Origin of the sequence: Streptomyces africanus (assembly GCF_030816955.1) — a bacterium.
Lineage (GTDB): Bacteria > Actinomycetota > Actinomycetes > Streptomycetales > Streptomycetaceae > Streptomyces > Streptomyces africanus.
Genome location: NZ_JAUSYP010000001.1, coordinates 4,949,128 through 4,968,113 on the forward strand (window position 1 = coordinate 4,949,128; position 18,986 = coordinate 4,968,113).

At 72.0% G+C, this 18,986-nt stretch carries 16 protein-coding genes; 11 read left to right on the forward strand and 5 right to left on the reverse strand.

Annotation, left to right across the window (positions count from 1 at the left end):
* Nucleotides 1–17: 17 nt before the first annotated feature.
* Both disA and radA read right to left on the reverse strand, forming a co-directional pair.
* Nucleotides 18–1,142 (reverse strand): DNA integrity scanning diadenylate cyclase DisA, encoded by a 1,125-nt coding sequence (gene disA, locus QF034_RS23055; protein WP_274818155.1) that lies wholly within the window; start codon nucleotides 1,140–1,142, stop codon nucleotides 18–20.
* An 80-nt stretch (nucleotides 1,143–1,222) separates the two neighbouring features.
* Nucleotides 1,223–2,632, reverse strand: coding sequence for a DNA repair protein RadA (gene radA, locus QF034_RS23060; RefSeq protein ID WP_307176745.1), 1,410 nt, complete (start codon nucleotides 2,630–2,632; stop codon nucleotides 1,223–1,225).
* A 196-nt stretch (nucleotides 2,633–2,828) separates the two neighbouring features.
* On the opposite strand from radA, the gene QF034_RS23065 reads away from it, so the two are divergent.
* Nucleotides 2,829–4,550 carry a BACON domain-containing protein gene (locus QF034_RS23065; RefSeq protein WP_307176746.1) on the forward strand — a complete coding sequence of 574 codons (1,722 nt, stop codon included), beginning with the start codon at nucleotides 2,829–2,831 and terminating at the stop codon, nucleotides 4,548–4,550.
* 20 nt (nucleotides 4,551–4,570) lie between these two features.
* Here the strand turns inward: QF034_RS23065 and QF034_RS23070 are convergent, their stop codons facing one another.
* Nucleotides 4,571–5,386 (reverse strand): DUF3109 family protein, encoded by an 816-nt coding sequence (locus QF034_RS23070; RefSeq protein ID WP_307176747.1) that lies wholly within the window; start codon nucleotides 5,384–5,386, stop codon nucleotides 4,571–4,573.
* Between the two features lie 71 nt (nucleotides 5,387–5,457).
* On the opposite strand from QF034_RS23070, the gene QF034_RS23075 reads away from it, so the two are divergent.
* From QF034_RS23075 to ilvD, 4 genes are all read left to right on the forward strand, one after another.
* The gene (locus tag QF034_RS23075; RefSeq protein WP_307176748.1) at nucleotides 5,458–6,390 is read left to right on the forward strand and encodes a Ppx/GppA family phosphatase; all 933 of its coding nucleotides are present in this window, start codon (nucleotides 5,458–5,460) and stop codon (nucleotides 6,388–6,390) included.
* Between the two features lie 93 nt (nucleotides 6,391–6,483).
* Nucleotides 6,484–7,308 (forward strand): sugar phosphate isomerase/epimerase family protein, encoded by an 825-nt coding sequence (locus QF034_RS23080; RefSeq protein ID WP_307176749.1) that lies wholly within the window; start codon nucleotides 6,484–6,486, stop codon nucleotides 7,306–7,308.
* Nucleotides 7,309–7,454: 146 nt separating this feature from the next.
* A complete protein-coding gene (locus QF034_RS23085) occupies nucleotides 7,455–8,171 on the forward strand; it encodes a TetR/AcrR family transcriptional regulator (RefSeq protein ID WP_370880961.1) in 717 nt (238 codons plus the stop codon).
* Nucleotides 8,172–8,302: 131 nt separating this feature from the next.
* Nucleotides 8,303–10,156, forward strand: coding sequence for a dihydroxy-acid dehydratase (ilvD, locus tag QF034_RS23090; protein WP_307176750.1), 1,854 nt, complete (start codon nucleotides 8,303–8,305; stop codon nucleotides 10,154–10,156).
* Nucleotides 10,157–10,217: 61 nt separating this feature from the next.
* On the opposite strand, the gene QF034_RS23095 is transcribed toward ilvD, so the two are convergent.
* Complete coding sequence (locus QF034_RS23095) at nucleotides 10,218–12,350, reverse strand: serine/threonine-protein kinase (RefSeq protein ID WP_307176751.1); 2,133 nt, start codon at nucleotides 12,348–12,350, stop codon at nucleotides 10,218–10,220.
* A gap of 181 nt (nucleotides 12,351–12,531) precedes the next feature.
* Between QF034_RS23095 and QF034_RS23100 the strand changes: the two genes are divergently transcribed.
* The 6 genes from QF034_RS23100 (at nucleotide 12,532) to proC (ending at nucleotide 17,219) form a co-directional block, all read left to right on the forward strand.
* Nucleotides 12,532–12,852, forward strand: a complete 321-nt coding sequence (locus QF034_RS23100; RefSeq protein WP_307176752.1) for an SH3 domain-containing protein — start codon at nucleotides 12,532–12,534, stop codon at nucleotides 12,850–12,852.
* A gap of 416 nt (nucleotides 12,853–13,268) precedes the next feature.
* Complete coding sequence (locus tag QF034_RS23105; RefSeq protein WP_307176753.1) at nucleotides 13,269–13,751, forward strand: EamA/RhaT family transporter; 483 nt, start codon at nucleotides 13,269–13,271, stop codon at nucleotides 13,749–13,751.
* A 62-nt stretch (nucleotides 13,752–13,813) separates the two neighbouring features.
* Complete coding sequence (locus tag QF034_RS23110; RefSeq protein ID WP_307176754.1) at nucleotides 13,814–14,665, forward strand: class I SAM-dependent methyltransferase; 852 nt, start codon at nucleotides 13,814–13,816, stop codon at nucleotides 14,663–14,665.
* A 32-nt stretch (nucleotides 14,666–14,697) separates the two neighbouring features.
* Entirely contained in the window at nucleotides 14,698–15,510 is an 813-nt protein-coding gene (locus QF034_RS23115; RefSeq protein WP_307176755.1) for an ABC transporter ATP-binding protein, read from the forward strand.
* Nucleotides 15,507–16,280 carry an ABC transporter permease gene (locus QF034_RS23120; protein WP_307176756.1) on the forward strand — a complete coding sequence of 258 codons (774 nt, stop codon included), beginning with the start codon at nucleotides 15,507–15,509 and terminating at the stop codon, nucleotides 16,278–16,280. The genes QF034_RS23115 and QF034_RS23120 overlap by 4 nt, the downstream gene beginning before the upstream one ends.
* Nucleotides 16,281–16,406: 126 nt before the next feature.
* The gene (gene proC / locus QF034_RS23125; RefSeq protein ID WP_307176757.1) at nucleotides 16,407–17,219 is read left to right on the forward strand and encodes a pyrroline-5-carboxylate reductase; all 813 of its coding nucleotides are present in this window, start codon (nucleotides 16,407–16,409) and stop codon (nucleotides 17,217–17,219) included.
* A 46-nt stretch (nucleotides 17,220–17,265) separates the two neighbouring features.
* Here the strand turns inward: proC and trpS are convergent, their stop codons facing one another.
* On the reverse strand, nucleotides 17,266–18,312 hold the full coding sequence (trpS, locus tag QF034_RS23130) for a tryptophan--tRNA ligase (RefSeq protein ID WP_307176758.1): 1,047 nt from the start codon (nucleotides 18,310–18,312) through the stop codon (nucleotides 17,266–17,268).
* Nucleotides 18,313–18,986 lie beyond the last annotated feature (674 nt).

Below are 18,986 nucleotides of genomic sequence, written 5' to 3' on the forward strand. Positions count from 1 at the left end.
TCCAGCCGGTGCAGTCGCTAGACGTACCGCTCCAGGATCGACGACTCCGCCAGCCGCGACAGCCCCTCCCGGACGCTGCGGGCCCGGGCCTCGCCGACGCCGTCCACCGTCTGGAGGTCGTCGACGCTCGCGGCGAGCAGCTTCTGGAGGCCGCCGAAGTGCTCGACCAGACGGTCGATGATCGCGCCGGGGAGCCGGGGCACCTTGGCGAGCAGGCGGAAGCCGCGCGGCGACACGGCCGAGTCCAGCGTCTCGGGCGAGCCGGTGTAGCCCAACGCCCGGGCCACCGTGGGCAGTTCGAGCAGTTCGGCGTGGGTGAGGGCGTCCAGCTCGGCCAGCGCCTCGTCGACCGTGCGGGAGCGCTTGGCGGTGGGCTCGGGCACGTAGTCCCGGACGACCAGCTCACGCTCGGGCTCCACGCCGGCGATCAGCTCGTCGAGCTGGAGGGCCAGCAGCCGGCCGTCCGTGCCCAGCTCCACCACGTACTCGGCGATCTCCGTGGCGATGCGGCGCACCATCTCCAGGCGCTGGGCGACCGCCGAGACGTCCCGGACGGTCACCAGGTCCTCGATCTCCAGCGCCGACAGCGTGCCCGCGACCTCGTCGAGGCGGAGCTTGTAGCGCTCCAGGGTCGCCAGGGCCTGGTTGGCGCGGGACAGGATCGCCGCCGAGTCCTCCAGGACACGGCGCTGGCCGTCCACGTACAGGGCGATCAGCCGCATCGACTGGGAGACCGAGACGACCGGGAAGCCGACCTGCTTGCTGACGCGGTCCGCGGTGCGGTGCCGGGTGCCCGTCTCCTCCGTGGGGATCGTCGGGTCCGGGACCAGCTGCACGCCCGCGCGCAGGATCTTCGACAGGTCCGAGGACAGCACGATGCCGCCGTCCAGCTTGCACAGCTCGCGCAGACGGGTCGCGGTGAACTCGACGTCCAGTACGAAACCGCCGGTACAGAGCGCCTCGACCGTCTTGTCGGAGCCCAGGACGATGAGTCCGCCGGTGTTGCCGCGGAGCACGCGCTCCAGGCCGTCACGCAGGGCGGTGCCGGGTGCCACGGCGCTCAGCGAGGCGCGCATCAGGCCCTCGGTACCGGCACTCCCGCCGGACTTTCCGGGAGCTGATGCCCGGTCGTTGGCTGCCACTGCACTCCTCCGGTCGCAGGTTCTGGGCGCCCCCGTGTCGCGCGCTCGGTTCGCACGGACGGGCGAGACCAGGGCAAAGTCTACCGGCGACCCTCCTCCTCCCGGGGGGCCTCTCTGCGACGGGACCGGGGGAGGACCCGCAGGGCGTCCCCTATGTCCGCTACCTCCAGGACCTTCATGCCCGAGGGGATCTTGCCCGGGTCGCCCGGAACGAGGGCGTGGGTGAAGCCCAGGCGGTGGGCTTCGGCCAGCCTGCGCTGCACTCCCGTGACCCGTCGCACCTCGCCGGCGAGGCCGACCTCCCCGATCGCGACGAGGTTCTTGGGGAGAGGTGTGTCACTCGCCGCGCTGGCCAGGGCGAGGGCGACGGCCAGGTCCGCGGCGGGCTCCGAGAGCTTCACACCGCCGACCGTCGCGGAGTAGATGTCCCTTTTGCCCAAGGCGCTGATCCGGCCGCGCTGTTCCAGCACCGCCAGCATCATCGAGACGCGGGAGGTCTCCAGGCCCGAGGTGGTGCGGCGCGGGGAGGGGATCTGCGAGTCGACCGTGAGCGCCTGGACCTCGGCGACCAGCGGGCGGCGGCCCTCCAGGGTGACGGTCAGGCAGGTGCCCGGGACCGGTTCGGCCCGGCGGGTCAGGAAGAGTCCGCTCGGGTCGGCCAGGCCCGTGATGCCCTCGTCGTGCAGCTCGAAGCAGCCGACCTCGTCGGTGGTGCCGTAGCGGTTCTTGACGCCCCGGACGAGGCGGAGGCGGGCGTGCCGGTCGCCCTCGAAGCTCAGGACGACGTCCACCAGGTGCTCCAGCAGGCGCGGGCCCGCGATGGCGCCGTCCTTGGTGACATGGCCCACGAGCAGCGTGGACATGCCGCGCTCCTTGGAGGCCCGGATCAGGGCTCCCGCGACCTCCCGCACCTGGGCCATGCCGCCGGGCGCGCCGTCGATCTCCGGTGAGGCCACCGTCTGCACCGAGTCCAGGATCAGCAGCGACGGCTTCACCGCGTCCAAGTGGCCCAGCACCGCCGCCAGGTCCGTCTCGGCGGCCAGGTAGAGGTGGTCGTCGATGGCGTGGATGCGGTCGGCGCGCAGCCGGACCTGGCTCGCCGACTCCTCGCCCGTGACGTACAGCGTGCGGTGCTCGTCGCTCGCCGACTTGGCCGCCACGTCCAGCAGGAGCGTCGACTTGCCGACGCCCGGCTCGCCCGCGACCAGGACCACCGCGCCGGGGACCAGTCCGCCGCCGAGCACGCGGTCCAGCTCGGGCACGCCGGTGGAGCGGGCGGTGGCCTGGCGGCCGTCCACCTGGCCGATGGGCAGGGCGGAGGTGGTGACCCGCCCCGGTGTCGTCGTACGGACCGCGGGCGCGCCGTACTCCTCGACCGTCCCCCAGGCCTGGCACTCGGGGCAGCGGCCGAGCCACTTCGCCGTCTGCCAGCCGCACTCCGTGCAGCGGTAGGACGGGCGGTCCTTGGTGGTCTTCGTACGGGCAGCCATGGACGAAACCGTAGCCGCCGGCACTGACAACGCGGGCGCCGACCGGGGCGGCCACCTGCGCGCCAGGGCCGCGCCACCCCGCGCCAGCGGCGGAACCACTGGTTCATGTCCCCGATTGAGGGATCGTTTCACCCGTACGGATTAAAAGTGCTCAAGCCGCCGGAAGGTGCCACTCCCGGCCGCCTACGGTCGCCGAATGATGAGCAGTACTCCGGAGATCTCGACCCGCTCCACCCGCACGGCCGGCCCGCACCGGGCGCACCGGGAAGCGCGTGACCGCGGGGCGGCGCGCACGCTGGCGCAGCGGCCGCCCGCGCGCTACGAGCCCTACCTGGACGGCCTGTTCACCTACTGCCTGTCCGTGCTGTGCGACCACGACGCCGCGACCGCCGCCCTGGGCGACGCCCTCGCCCTCGCCGAACGCCGAGGCCGGCACGTCCCCGACGCCCCCGCCGACCGCCGGGCGTGGCTGTACGCGCTGGCCCGCTGGGCGTGCCTGCGCAAGCTGGCCGAGGCCAAGCAGAAACGTCAGAGCAGCCACGCCGCGGGCCGCCCCCAGCGCGCCGACCGGCCGTCCGGCCCGGCCGTCTCCGAGGAGGTCCAGGAGCGGCGGCGGCGTGAACTGGCCCTGCTGGCCTGGCCGGAGGCCGCCGGCACCACCCCGGAGCAGCGCGAGGCGCTCGAACTGGCCGTGCGCCACCACCTCGCCGCCCATGAGGTCGCCGCCGTCCTGGGCATGGACCTGGCCGCCGCCCGCGACCTGCTCGCCTCCGCCGCCTGCGAGGTGGAACGTACGCGTGCGGCCCTCGCCGTCGTCGAGACCGGGGCGTGTCCGAGCGTCGCGCACCTCGTCGGCGACGACCGGCCCGTGCTCGGCACGGCCCTGCGCCGGGAACTCGTCCGGCACGTCGACGACTGCCCGCGCTGCCGCCGCACCGCCGAGCGCGCCATCCCCGGCCGCTGGCCCGGCACCAGCGTCACACCCGCCGAACTGCCCGTCCTGTCCGCCCCGCGCGCGGCCCTGCACGTCGCCATGGCCCACCACGCACGCGCGCGTGGCGCCGGACCCCGCTTCGACCGGCGCGGCTTCCCCATGGACCCCAAGGACCGCGCCGCCCGAAGGGACCGCCTCCGCGCGCGTGCCGTCACGACGACCGTCGTCGCCACCGTCGTGGCCGCCCCCGTGCTCGCCCTGTGGGCCGCCTACCGGGGCACCCCGGTCGGCGAGGGCCAGGACGGCCGCTCCGCCTCCGCACGCGAGGCGGACGACCCGTTCGCCCTGGAAAGCGAGATGGCCGGCGGCGGCTACGAGAACACCGGCAACGCGAGTACCAGGCCCGGGCCCCGCTTCGGCAAGGACGGCAAGGCCGACGTCTCGGTGGAGGTCCTCGGCGTCGCCGGCGCCGGCCGTACGAGCACCCTGGACGTCACGGCGGACCACAGCGGCGACACCACCCTCATCACCCTCACCGCCACGGGCCCGGCTCCGGTCCGCTGGTCGGCGTCCACCGGAGCGGACTGGCTCTACCTGAGCCAGTCGTCGGGAACGCTCCGGCCGGGCGAGTCGTTGACGATCAAGGTGTACGTCGACCATCTGCGGGAGCCCTCCGGCCCCTGGTACGCGCAGGTGGCGGTCGCACCGGCGGGCGCCGTCGTCCACATCGAGGGCTTCGGCACCGCGCCCAGCCCCTCCGACCCCGGCCCGCGACCGGACCCCCGCCCCGACGACCCGGGCGACCCGCCTCCGACCCGGCCCGACCCGACGCCCACGACCTCGGCCCCACCGGACCCGACGCCGACCACCCCGCCCCCGTCACCCGACCCGGACCCCACACCCACGGACCCGGACCCGACGGACCCGACGGACCCGACACCTCCGCCCTCCGACAGCGGCGACCCGAGCCCGTCCACGGAATAGACGGTCAGTGCCATAGACGGTCAGTCGGCCGGATCGGCCGGGTGCGGCGCCAGCAACGGCAGCTGCGAGGCAAGCCGCTCCTCGCACAGCTCCACCAGCCGGTCGTAGCCGGCCTTGCCCATCAGCTCGATCAGCTCCGGCCGGTAGGAGACGTACACCGGCTCGCCCGCGCCGTGCGCCGAGGTCGCCGAGGTGCACCACCAGTGCAGATCGTGGCCGCCCGGCCCCCAGCCGCGCCGGTCGTACTCACCGATCGACACCTGGAGCACGCGCGTGTCGTCTGGCCGGTCGATCCACTCGTAGGTCCGCCGCACCGGCAGCTGCCAGCACACGTCCGGCTTGGTCTCCAGCGGCTCGCGGCCCTCCTTCAGGGCGAGGATGTGCAGCGAGCAGCCCGCGCCGCCCGGGAAGCCGGGCCGGTTCTGGAAGATGCACGAGCCCTGGAAGGGGCGCGTCTGCCGGTCGCCGTCCTCGTCCTTGGAGACCCAGCCGTTGCTCGTGCCCTCGGCATGGTGCTGCCAGATGTCCGGGGTGAGCCTCGCCACATGCTCGGCGACCCGCTTCTCGTCGTCCTCGTCGGAGAAGTGGGCACCCAGCGTGCAGCACCCGTCGTCCGCGCGGCCGGCCTGGATGCCCTGGCAGCCGCTGCCGAAGATGCAGTTCCAGCGAGAGGTCAGCCATGTCAGATCGCAGCGGAAGACCTGCTCGTCGTCCGCCGGATCAGGAAACTCCACCCACGCGCGGGCGAAGTCGAGGCCCTTCTCGTCGGGTGCCTTCTCGTCGGACCGCGGGACGCCCGATGATTTGTCGCGCTTCGCCTTTTTCGTCTTTGGCACGAGTCCAGGGTACGGGCCTTGTCCCCCCACCGAGGACTGCGGACGGCACAGCTGGCAGTAGCGTTCCGTACATGAGACTCGGTGTCCTCGACGTGGGATCGAACACGGTGCATCTGCTCGTGGTGGACGCGCATCCCGGCGCGTGCCCGTTGCCCGCTTACTCGCACAAGGCGGAACTGCGCCTCGCCCAGCTCCTCGACGACGACGGCGCGATCGGCCCCCAGGGCGTCGACCGGCTGGTCTCGGTCGTCCACGAGGCACTCCAGGCCGCCGAGGACAAGGGCGTCGAGGACCTCTTGCCGTTCGCCACCTCCGCCGTGCGCGAGGCCGGCAACGCCGACGACGTCCTCGCGCGCGTGCGCACCGAGACCGGCGTCGAGCTCCAGGTCCTCACCGGCGAGGAGGAGGCCCGCCTCACCTTCCTCGCCGCCCGCCGCTGGTTCGGCTGGTCGGCCGGGAAACTGCTGGTCCTGGACATCGGCGGCGGCTCCCTGGAGATCGCCTACGGCATCGACGAGGAGCCCGACGCGGCCGCGTCCCTGCCGCTGGGCGCCGGCCGTCTCACCGCCGGGTGGCTGCCCGGCGACCCGCCCGCCCCGGACGACGTGCGGGCCCTGCGCCGGCACATCCGCACCGAGGTCGCCCGCACGGTCGGCGAGTTCAGCCGCTTCGGCCCGCCCGACCGCGTCGTCGCCACGTCCAAGACCTTCAAGCAGCTCGCCCGCATCGCCGGAGCCGCCCGCTCCGCCGAGGGCCTCTACGTCCAGCGGGAACTCAAGCGGGAGTCCCTGGAGGGCTGGGTCCCGAGGCTGGCCGGGATGACGGAGGCGGAACGGGCCGAGCTGCCGGGCGTCTCGGACGGCAGGGCGGGCCAGCTGCTGGCGGGCGCCCTGGTCGCCGAGGCCGCGATGGACCTCTTCGGCGTGGAGCGACTGGAAATCTGCCCCTGGGCACTCAGGGAGGGCGTGATCCTGCGCCGCCTGGATCACATGGAGTCGGTGTGAGCCCGCAGGGAGGACGGAGCCGTCTATGGCAAACACCACAACGGCGAATAGGCACCCCGCTCCACCCCGACCACACCCCGTAATCTGTCCTGCATGGCAGAGCCAGCCGTAAGGATCCCGGACGCGAAGGTCGCCCTGTCGACGGCCTCGGTCTACCCGGAGTCGACGGCCACGGCCTTCGAGATCGCCGCGCGCCTCGGCTACGACGGAGTCGAGGTCATGGTCTGGACCGACCCGGTCAGCCAGGACATCGAAGCCCTGCGCAGACTGAGCGACTACCACCAGATCCCGGTCCTGGCCGTCCACGCCCCCTGTCTGCTCATCACGCAGCGCGTCTGGTCCACCGACCCCTGGACCAAGCTCCAGCGGGCCCGCGCGGCGGCCGAGAAGCTCGACGCGAGCACGGTCGTCGTCCACCCCCCGTTCCGCTGGCAGCGCCAGTACGCCAGGGACTTCGTCGCGGGCATCTGGCGCATGGCGAACGAGACGGACGTACGGTTCGCCGTCGAGAACATGTACCCCTGGCGCTACCGCGACCGCGAGATGCTCGCGTACGCCCCCGACTGGGACGTGACGAAGGACGACTACCGCCACTTCACGATCGACCTCAGCCACACCGCGACGGCCCGCGCCGACGCGCTGGACATGGTCGACCGCATGGGCGACCGCCTGGGCCACGTCCACCTCGCCGACGGCAGGGGTTCGGCCAAGGACGAGCACCTCGTGCCCGGCCGCGGGACCCAGCCCTGCGCCGAGGTCCTGGAGCGGCTCGCCGTGACCGGCTTCGACGGCCATGTCGTGATCGAGGTCAACACCCGGCGCGCCATGTCGAGCGCGGAGCGGGAGGCCGACCTGGCGGAGGCGCTGGCCTTCACACGCCTGCACCTGGCCTCGGCGGCGAAGGTACCGAGGCGATGAACGACCTCCCCCCGGCCGGCCCCCCGAACGCCACCGGCACGGGGACCGGCACCGGCACCGGGACGGGGACTGGCTCCGGCACCGGTTCAGGCACCGGGACGGGGACCGGCACCGGCTCCGGCACGGGGACCGGCACCGGCTCCGGCATCGGGACGGGGACTGGCTCCGGCACTGGCGCCGCCACGGGGACCGGCTCCGGCACCGGTACCGGCACGGGGACCGGCTCCGGCACGGGGACCGGCACCAACCCCGGCCCCGCCACGGGGTCCACCGCCCGCCGCCGGGGCCGCCCCCCGCGCACGGAGTCGGCCGACACGCGGGACCGCATCCTGACCGCCGCCCGCGAGGAGTTCTCCGAGCGCGGCTACGAGAAGACGTCCGTACGCGGCATCGCCAAGGCGGCCGGGGTCGACCCGGCGCTCGTGCACCACTACTTCGGGACGAAGGAGCAGGTCTTCGAGGCGGCGATCACCCTGTCCTTCGGACCCGCCCTCGACGCGCCGAAGGCCATCGAGGAAGGCCCCCTCGACGGCGTCGGGGAGCGCCTGGCCCGGTTCTTCTTCGGCGTCTGGGAGAACCCGGCGACCCGCGCGCCCCTGCTCGCCATCGTCCGCTCCGCCGTCACCAACGACACGGCGGCCGCCGTCTTCCGCCGTATCGTCGCCGCCCAGGTGCTGCGCCGCATCGCGGGACGGCTGGACCTGCCGGACGCCGAACTGCGGGCCGAACTCGCCGCCGCCCAGCTGGTGGGCACCGCGATGCTGCGGTACGTCATCAAGATCGAGCCGCTGGCCTCGGCGGACCCCGAGCAGATCATCGCGCGCCTGGCACCGGTCGTGCAGGGCCACCTCACCGGGCCCTGAACCGCCGTCGGCCGAGACATGCGTCCCGCATTCCGGACACTCCGTCCCGCCCTCTGGATGACCGGCGTACGCTCGGTAGCAGTCAGAAATCTCCGAATCCTCTGACGCCGTCTCTGAAGGAGCGAGCGACGATGCCCGAGCTGAGGTCCCGCACAGTCACCCACGGCCGCAACATGGCGGGCGCCCGCGCCCTTATGCGCGCCTCCGGTGTACCGGGTGCGGACATCGGCCGCAAGCCGATCATCGCGGTCGCCAACAGCTTCACCGAGTTCGTGCCGGGCCACACCCACCTCCAGCCGGTGGGCCGGATCGTCAGCGAGGCGATCGTCGAGGCCGGCGGCATCCCGCGCGAGTTCAACACGATCGCCGTCGACGACGGCATCGCCATGGGCCACGGCGGCATGCTCTACAGCCTCCCCTCCCGCGACCTGATCGCGGACAGCGTGGAGTACATGGTCGAGGCCCACTGCGCCGACGCCCTGATCTGCATCTCCAACTGCGACAAGATCACCCCGGGCATGCTCAACGCGGCCCTGCGCCTGAACATCCCGACGGTCTTCGTCTCCGGCGGCCCGATGGAGTCCGGCCGGGCCACGCTCGTCGACGGCACGGTCCGCACGCTCGACCTGGTCGACGCGATGTCCGAGGCCGTGAACGAGAAGATCTCGGACGAGGACATCCTCCGCATCGAGGAGAACGCCTGTCCGACCTGCGGCAGTTGCTCCGGCATGTTCACCGCCAACTCGATGAACTGCCTCACGGAGGCCATCGGCCTCTCCCTCCCCGGCAACGGCTCGGTCCTGGCCACCCACACGGCCCGCAAGCAGCTGTACGTGGACGCCGCCAACACGGTCATGGACATCACCCGCCGCTACTACGAGCAGGACGACGACACGGTCCTGCCGCGCAACGTCGCCACGTTCGCGGCCTTCGAGAACGCGATGGCCCTCGACATCGCGATGGGCGGCTCCACCAACACGATCCTGCACCTGCTGGCCGCGGCCCAGGAGGCCGGCGTCCCGTTCGGCCTGGAGGAGATCGACGCGGTCTCCCGCCGGGTCCCCTGCCTGGCCAAGGTGGCGCCGAACGTCGCCAAGGACCGCACGTACTACATGGAGGACGTGCACCGCGCCGGCGGCATCCCCGCCCTCCTGGGCGAGCTGCACCGCGCGGGCCTGCTCAACGAGGACGTGCACGCGGTCCACAGCCCGTCGCTGTCCGACTGGCTGAAGACCTGGGACGTGCGCGGCGGCTCCCCGTCCCCCGAGGCGGTCGAGCTGTGGCACGCGGCCCCCGGCTGCGTCCGCTCCGCCGAGGCCTTCTCCCAGTCCGAGCGCTGGGAGGCCCTCGACGAGGACGCCGAGGGCGGCTGCATCCGCTCCGTCGAGCACGCGTACTCCAAGGACGGCGGCCTCGCAGTCCTCAAGGGCAACCTCGCGGTGGACGGCTGCGTGGTGAAGACGGCCGGTGTAGACGAGTCGATCTGGACCTTCGAGGGCCCGGCGGTCGTCTGCGAGTCGCAGGAGGAGGCCGTCGAGAAGATCCTGCTGAAGCAGGTCCAGGAGGGCGACGTCGTCGTCATCCGCTACGAGGGCCCCAAGGGCGGCCCCGGCATGCAGGAGATGCTCTACCCGACCTCGTATCTGAAGGGCCGCGGCCTCGGCAAGACCTGCGCCCTGATCACCGACGGCCGCTTCTCCGGCGGCACCTCCGGCCTCTCCATCGGCCACGCCTCGCCCGAGGCCGCCGCCGGCGGCACCATCGCCCTCGTCGAGGACGGCGACCGCATCCGCATCGACATCCCGAACCGCACCATCGAGCTCCTCGTCGGCGACGCCGAGCTGGCCCGCCGCGAGCAGGCGCTGAACGGCGCGTACGCCCCGAAGAACCGCGACCGCAAGGTCTCGGCGGCGCTGCGGGCCTACGCGGCGATGGCGACCAGCGCGGACAAGGGCGCCGTGCGAGACGTCACGAAGCTGGGCTGAGCACTCCACACGAGAAAGGGCCGCCCCCGGGTCTCCCGGGAGCGGCCCTTCCCCGTACGCGCTACCACCCCGACGGATCACGCCCGCTCACGGCGAAGACGGCCCCGTCCGGCGCACCGGCATAGACACGATCGCCCACGAGCACGGGCTCGGGAAGCGCGGCCGGAACCCGGTCCGACCGGTCGCCCAGCCGCGGAGACGTCTGCCCGACGAGCTTCCCGCGCCGCGCGTCGACGGCGAGCAGCCGCCCGTCCGGCGCGGTGACGTACACGTACCGGTCGTCGGCGACCGGCGTCGACCCCCGGACGACCCCGGTCTCCAGACTCCACCGCTGCCGACGCGCCTCCAGATCGACGGCGACCAGCGCACCGCCCGTCGCCATGAGGTGCACGACGTCCCCGTGCACACTCCCCGCCACCTGCTGCAGCGGAACACGCAACGGCACCCGCACACTGGCCCGGCGCTCCGGGTCGTAACGGACCACGGCCCGAGCATCCCCACGCACGGCGTCGACCGCCACGAACACGACCGCCCCGTCCACAACCCCGAGCGGCTGCAACGCCCCCTCCAGCCGCGCCTCCCACCGCACGTCCCCCGTGCCCGGATCCACCGCCGTGACCCTCGTACCGGACCCGTCACCCGACACGCTCGCCGCGTAAGCCAGCGGATCCCCGGGGAACGAGACGAAGTACGGCACGTCCTGCCCGGGAATCCGATGGCTCCACTTCACCTCACCCGAGGCGCTCTCCACCCCGCTCACCGTCCCGTCGGCCGCGGTGAGCAGCAGCATGCCGCCGACGGCCCGCAGCCCCCCGTACGCGGGCAGCTCCTGCCGCCGCTCCACGTCACCCGAGCCGGGATCGAGCATCGCCACCCGCCGCCCCTGGCCCAGCCCGGCCGGCACCAGCCCACCCGACACGACCGGAGCCCCGCTCGGCGGCCCGCTCACGTCCAGAGGATGCCGCCACAGCAGCCGCCCGTCGACAGGATCGAGAGCGAAGACCAGCCCGGTCTGCGCACACAGCAACTTCCCCGCCGCGTATGAACACTGAGGCATGCTCTTCCCGGACAGCGGCGGCGCCTCCCACGCCGAGAACGCGGCCGCCGTGGTCCGCGGCGCGGCAGTGACCTCGTGCCCCGGCCCACCACCCCCGAGCAGGGGAACGGCCGCCAGCGCACCGACGACGGCCAGCCCGAGAGCCCCGGCACCGAGGACGGCCCGCTTACCGAACCGCACTCTGGCCCGAGGCGACGCCTTTTCGCCCCCGACAGGACCCTCGCCGCCCTGTTCCTCTTCAGCCGCCGGTGCCTGCTCCTCCGCCCCGTCCACACGCTGCGCCGGTATGAACGCCTGCGTGTCGTACGAGGCCGCCACCGACCGCAGTTCCCGCATCAACTCGTCGGGGGAGGGCCGGTCCTCGGGCTCCTTGGCGAGACACCGCAGCACGAGCGGCACCAGCTCTTCCGGTACGCCGGCCAGCTCCGGCTCGTCGTGCACGACCTGATAGGCGACGACGTACGGACTGTCGGAGTCGAACGGCCCCCGCCCGGTCGCCGCATGCACCATCACGGACCCGAGGGCGAACACATCGGCGGCGGGCCCCACTTCCCTGGGCCGCCGGAACTGCTCGGGCGCCATGAAGGGCGGCGTACCGATCAGCTTCCCGGTCTCGGTGCGCAGTTCGCTGTCCTTCGGCCGGGAAATGCCGAAGTCGATGACCTTCGGCCCGTCCTCGGCGAGCAGGACGTTGCTCGGCTTCAGGTCCCGGTGCACCACCCCGACCCGGTGGATGTCACGCAGCGCCTCGGCGAGCCCGGCCATCAGCCGGCGCAACCGCGCCGGGGCCAGGGGCCCGTTCCGCTTCACCTCCTGGGCCAGGGTCGGGCCCGGAATGAACAGCGTGGCCATCCAGGGCCGTCCGGCCTCGGGGTCGGCATCCACGACAGGCGCGGTGAAAGCCCCGCTGACCCGCCGGGCCGCCCCGACCTCCTGCCGGAAACGCCCCCTGAACTCGGGGTCCTTGGCGAACTCCGCGTGCACGACCTTCACGGCGACCTTCATCCCGGACGTACTCCGGGCCAGATGGACGACCCCCATGCCGCCCGAGCCCAGACAGGACTCCAGCCGGTAGTGACCGGCGTACTCAGGAAGTTCCGCTTCCGGGCCCGCTCCGACGTTCCGCTGTGGCGCCATGGGACCACCCCCGTGCTGTTCGTCCGCGCGCGCGACGCACGGAGCCTAGTCGATGCCTCGTACGGGACAGAGGCGGCTTGCTAGCCTCCGCTGGCGAGTCACGCACAGGTGTTTGATGGCGTGATTCAGGGGAATCAACGGGACCCCATGGCAGCCATGGGGTGCAACGGGGGAGGTTTTCATGTCAGTAGAGCCTGTCGAAGAGGCCGCACACGAGATCGGCAAGCCGCTGGTCACCACACTGGCCGCGGCGGCCACGTACTTCTCGATCGCACCGGGAGTCAGCCTCAACGTCCGCAGCGGTCCCGGCACCGGCTACCCGATCGTCAAGGTCCTGCCCGAGGGCTCCCGAGTCCCGATCCACTGCCAGACACCCGGCACCAGGGTCACGGGCCCCTACGGCACGACGACGATCTGGGACAACATCGCGAGCGGCCAGTACGTCTCGGACGCCTACGTGAACACGGGCAGCGACGGCTACATCCGCCCACGCTGCGGCTGACCTGCGGCAGCTGGGCCGGGGTTGTCCGGTAGCTCGGCGTTGTTGCTGGGGCGGGGCGTTGCGCAGCCCGGCGGAGCGGGGTGCCGCTGCGCCCACCCGTGCCGCCTGGGGGTACCTCCCAGGCCCTTAAGGCACTGGGGGAGGCACGACTGCCCGCAGCTGAGCGCGTCCGCACCCGCCGACGGCGAGAAGGGGACGTGTCGGGGGGTGTCCGCCCGCAGCGGTTGGCGCGTCAACGGACGGTTAGTCGGTTCGCAACCCCATCGCGCCGTTCCGAGGACGGACACCCCCCGGCGCGGCCCCGACCCACCACCGGCGAGCAGGCGCTACGCGCACCCCCACCGAAGCAGCCACAGGCCGCCGCAGGCATACAACGACCACACGACGACCACACCCCCGCAAGCCATAATCGACCGGTGAGCGCAGAGACCGGCCCCCTCGCCCCCCGCCCCGAGCCCATCCGCTTCTTCGGCACGACCTGGCTGAACCACGACAACGGCTACACCGCCCGCCGCATCGGCGTCGCCCTCGGCTCACTGGCCACCGCAGCCGTCTCCTGCCTCGTCCTCCGCCTCGCCTACCAGGGCCTCCAGATCGCCGCGATCGGCGGCTTCGTGACCCTGCTCATGGTCGTGATGTTCGCGATCTGCAGCGCGATGGCCTTCCGCCACACCTGGGACGGCTTCACCCGCCGCCCCGACCCCGACCGCCAGGCCTCCCTCCGCGGCCTCCTGGCCATCGGTTTCGTCGGCTCCCTCCTCGCGTACTTCGTCCGCTCCCTCACCGAGGCCCCCGGCGAAAAACTCCACCGCGAGGAGTACGAGACAGCCCTCAAGCACCACGAGAGGCGCACGACCCGCCGCTCGGGCAACCCGTCGAGAAAACGCCGACCCGCATAACCCGCCGGCCTCTCACCGAAATCTCACCACCCCGCACACCCACCCCCGGCCACCATGGCCGCATGACCACACGCGCTTCCGCCCACCACCCCACCGGAGCCGAAACCACCCCCGAACCCCCCGAACCCCCCGAACCCCCCACACCCCCCACACCCCCCACCCGCACCGCCCGCGCCCACTCCTTCAACACCGCCGCAGCCCAGTACGCGGCCAACCGCCCCTCCTACCCCCCAGCCCTCTTCGACGCGATAGAAGCCCTGGCCGACCAGCCCCTCCCCGGCTCCCGCGTCGCAGACATCGGCGCCGGCACCGGCATAGCGACCGCCCTCCTCCACGCCCGAGGCGCGCACGTCATCGCCGTGGAACCCGGCGACGGCATGGCGGCCCAGTTCCGCAGCACCCTCCCCGACATCCCGATCGTCCGCGGCACCGGCGACGACCTCCCCCTCGCCGACGCCTCCGTCGACTTCGTCACCTACGCCCAGGCCTGGCACTGGACCGACCAGGCGAGATCCGTCCCGGAGGCCCTCCGCGTCCTGCGCCCCGGCGGCGCCCTCGCCCTCTGGTGGAACACCGAGGCCCTGGACGTGCCGTGGATCGCCGAAGCCGCCGCCCGCACGGAACGCCACTTCGACATCGACACGGCCGCCGAGCGGCGAAACGTCAACGCCCGCGCCGCCGACCCCACCGGCCGCCTGGACTTCACCCGCCGCACGGTCCGCTGGAGCCGCCGCATCCCGGTGGACACCCACCTCGCCAACATCGGCAGCCACTCGGTCTTCCTGGTCCACGGCGAGGACCACACCGCGGCCTTCCTGGCCGAGGAACGCGAGCACCTCCTCAAGGCCTTCCCGGACGGCATGGTCGAAGAGGTCTACGACGTGATCCTCCTCCTCGCGAAGACCCCTGCTTGACGCACCCCGCCCCCAGGAGCATTATTCATCACATGATGAATAATGCTCCTGATCCACGCCCGGGCGCCGAAACCCCCACGGAAACCACAGCCGTCCACGCCAGGAACCTCACCGTCACCCGAGGCCCCCGCACGGTCCTGCACAACCTCGCCTTCACCGTCCCCCGCGGCCAGATCACCGGCCTGCTGGGCCCCTCCGGCTGCGGCAAGTCCACGCTCATGCGCGCCATCGTCGGCACCCAGGCCAAGGTCACCGGCACCCTCGACGTCCTCGGCCACCCCGCCGGCCACCCCACCCTCCGCACCCGCATCGGCTACGTCACCCAGGCCCCGTCCGTCTACGACGACCTGACCGTCCGCCAGAACCTCGACTACTTCGCCGCGATACTCGACCCCGGCCGGTCCGCCGCCGACCGCCGCCACGACGACGTCACCCGCGCGATAGCCGACGTCGACCTCACCACCCACGCCGACGCCCTGGCCGGCAACCTCTCCGGCGGCCAGCGCAGTCGCGTCTCTCTGGCCGTCGCCCTCCTCGGCACCCCCGAACTCCTGGTCCTCGACGAACCGACCGTCGGTCTCGACCCGGTCCTGCGCCGCGACCTGTGGTCCCTCTTCCACGACCTCGCGGTGAGCCGCGGCGCGACACTCCTCGTCTCCTCCCACGTCATGGACGAGGCCGAGCGCTGCCACCGCCTCCTCCTCATGCGCGAGGGCGAGCTCCTGGCCGACGACACCCCCGACGCCCTGCGCACCCGCACCGGCGCGGAGACCGTCGAAGAGGCCTTCCTCCACCTGGTCGACGAGGCCAGGGCCGCAGCCCGCACCAAGGAGACGAGCCGATGACCACCACGATCACCCCCACCCGGCCACGGGTCCTGACCCCCGCCCGCACCACCGCCACCGCCACCCGCGTCCTACGCCAGCTGACCCACGACCCCCGCACCATCGCGCTGCTGATCCTCATCCCCTGCGTGATGCTGTTCCTGCTGCGCTACGTCTTCGACGGCAGCCCCCGCACCTTCGACAGCATCGGCGCGTCCCTGCTCGGGATCTTCCCGCTGATCACGATGTTCCTGGTGACCTCCATCGCCACCCTGCGCGAACGCACCTCGGGCACCCTCGAACGCCTCCTCGCCATGCCCCTCGGCAAAGGCGACCTCATCGCCGGCTACGCCCTCGCCTTCGGCACCCTCGCGATCATCCAGTCCGCCCTGGCCACGGGCCTCGCGGTCTGGTTCCTCGGCCTCGACGTCACCGGCAGCCCCTGGCTCCTCCTCCTGGTGGCCCTCCTCGACGCCCTCCTCGGCACGGCCCTCGGCCTCTTCGTCTCGGCCTTCGCGGCCTCGGAATTCCAGGCGGTCCAGTTCATGCCGGCGGTGATCTTCCCCCAGCTCCTCCTCTGCGGCCTGTTCACGCCCCGCGACACCATGCACCCGGCCCTGGAAGCCATCTCCGACGTCCTCCCCATGTCCTACGCGGTGGACGGCATGAACGAGGTCCTCCGCCACACGGACATGACCGCCACGTTCGTACGCGACACCCTGATCGTCGCCGGCTGCGCCCTGCTGGTCCTGGTCCTGGGCGCGGCGACCCTACGCCGCAGGACGGCCTGAGGGGTCCTTGCACTATGCCCGCCCGGGGCGCCACCGGCATCCCGCCCAACGGACACGCAAGCCGCCGGCCCCTCCCCGATGCGACGATGTACGCCGGACGACGCACCCCCGGAGGCACCCCGCGCCATGACCCAGAAAGTCGCAGTCCTCGGCACCGGCAAGATCGGCGAAGCCCTGCTCAGCGGAATGATCCGAGCCGGCTGGACCCCGGCCGACCTCCTGGTCACCACCCGCCGCCAGGAACGAGCCGAAGAACTCCACACCCGCTACGGCGTCACCCCGGTCACCAACCCGGAAGCCGCGAAGATCGCCGACACCCTGATCCTCACGGTCAAACCGCAGGACATGGGCACCCTCCTCGACGAACTCGTCCCCCACGTCCCCGCCGACCGCCTGGTCATCAGCGGCGCCGCCGGCATCCTCACGGGGTACTTCGAGGAACGGCTCGCCCCCGGCACCCCGGTCGTCCGCGTCATGACGAACACCCCCGCCCTGGTCGACGAGGCCATGTCCGTCATCTCCGCCGGCACGCACGCCACCGCCGCCCACCTGGCCCACACCGAGGAGATCTTCGGCGCCGTCGGCAAGACGCTCCGCGTCCCCGAGTCCCAGCAGGACGCCTGCACGGCCCTCTCCGGCTCCGGCCCGGCCTACTTCTTCTACCTGGTCGAAGCCATGACCGACGCCGGCATCCTCCTCGGACTGCCCCGCGACAAGGCCCACGACCTGATCGTCCAGTCCGCGATCGGCGCCGCGACGATGCTCCGCGACAGCGGCGAACACCCCGTCAAGCTCCGCGAGAACGTCACGTCCCCCGCCGGCACGACGATCAACGCCATCCGAGAACTCGAGAACCACGGCGTACGGGCCGCCCTCATCGCCGCCCTCGAAGCCGCCCGCGACCGCAGCCGCGCCCTGGCCTCCGGCAACAACAGCTGAGCACCGCTGGCGTCGGGGACGGCCCGCCCCCGACGCCCGCACCACCTCACGCCCCCAGCACGGCGGCCCCACCCGCGTCCGCCGCCGCCACTTCCGGCACGGCAGGCAGCAACCCGATCGCGCGATAAGCGGCATCCACCGTCGGCCGGGCCATCCCCCGAGCCCGCTCCGCACCGTCCCGCAGCACACGCTCCACATGGCCGGGATCCGCGCACAACTCCTTGTGCCGCGCCTGCACGGGCCTGAGCACCTCGACCACCGCCTCAGCGGTGTCCTTCTTCAGGTCCCCGTACGACGTATACGCACCGCTCAGCTCCTCAGGACTGCCACCCGAGCACGCGGCGAGAATCTCCAGCAGATTGGCGAGCCCGGGCCGGGCCTCCCGGTCGTACACGACCTCCCGCCCACTGTCGGTCACGGCCCGCATGACCTTCTTCCGCACCACGTCCGGCTCGTCCAGCAGATAGACGATCCCCGGCCCGACGTCATCGCTCTTGCCCATCTTCGACGTCGGGTCCTGCAGGTTCATCACCCGCGCCGCCACTCCCGGACGCGTGGCCCGAGGCACCACGAACGTATGCCCGTACCGCTGGTTGAACCGCACCGCCAGATCCCGCGTCAGCTCCACGTGCTGCACCTGGTCGTCCCCGACGGGCACCTCATCGGCCGCGTACGCCAGGATGTCCGCCGCCATCAGCACGGGATACGTCAGCAGCGACAGCCGCACGCTCCCGCCCCGCCGCTGCTCCCGCGCGGCCTTCTCCTTGTACTGGATCATCCGCCGCATCTCACCGTCGGTGGCCACACACTCCAGCACGTACGACAGCCGCGCATGCTCGTCCACATGGCTCTGCACGAACAACGTGCAGAGCTCCGGGTCCAGCCCGGACGCCAGCAACAAGGTCGCCGCCTGCCGGCTCAGCCTGCGCACCCGCGCGGGGTCGTGGTCCACGGTCAGCGCGTGCAGATCGACGACGCAGAACAAGGCGTCGGCCTCGTACTGGTCGACGGCAGCCCACCGCCGCATGGCTCCCAGGTAGTTCCCCAGTGTCAGATGCCCCGTCGGCTTGACCCCGCTGAAGACCCGTGTCATCTCTCCTCCACCTCCTGGCCGGGACCGCCGCCCCGGCGGCCGCCCCCCGGTGGTTCTGGAGGGAGAAACAAGAACGGCCGCCGAAGCGGCGGCCGTTGAGTGCATACGTGAGGACGGCCGCCGTCAGGCGGCCCACCACAGCTGGGTACACGTACGCGTCGTCATGCCCCTGAGACTACGCCCCCGGAGAGCCGTCCGCCCTTGAGTTGACACGCCCAGACCCGCTCCGTAGTGTTCTCCGAGTTGTCCGACGTGAGCGCCGACTCCGGTCGGTCCCCGGACAGCCACTCCGCAGGTACCAACCACTCTTCGACGTGCAGTAGCCCTGTCGTCGTTTCATTGGCATGTGTATTTACGGAATGAGGAATCCCCGTTCGAAAGGACGCGGCCCCCGATTGGCTCGGGAGCAGGGGAATCCGCTAAAGTCTCACTCGTCGGAACGGCCCAACAGCCGCGAAGACAAACCCCGCTGACGGGGAATCGGGCCCGAAAGGATCTGATAGAGTCAGAACCGCCGGAAAGGGAAACGCGGAAGCGGGAACCTGGAAAGCACCGAGGAAATCGGGTCGAGAAAAGATCTGATAGAGTCGGAAACGCAAGACCGAAGGGAAGCGCCCGGAGGAAAGCCCGAGAGGGTGAGTACAAAGGAAGCGACCGTTCCTTGAGAACTCAAC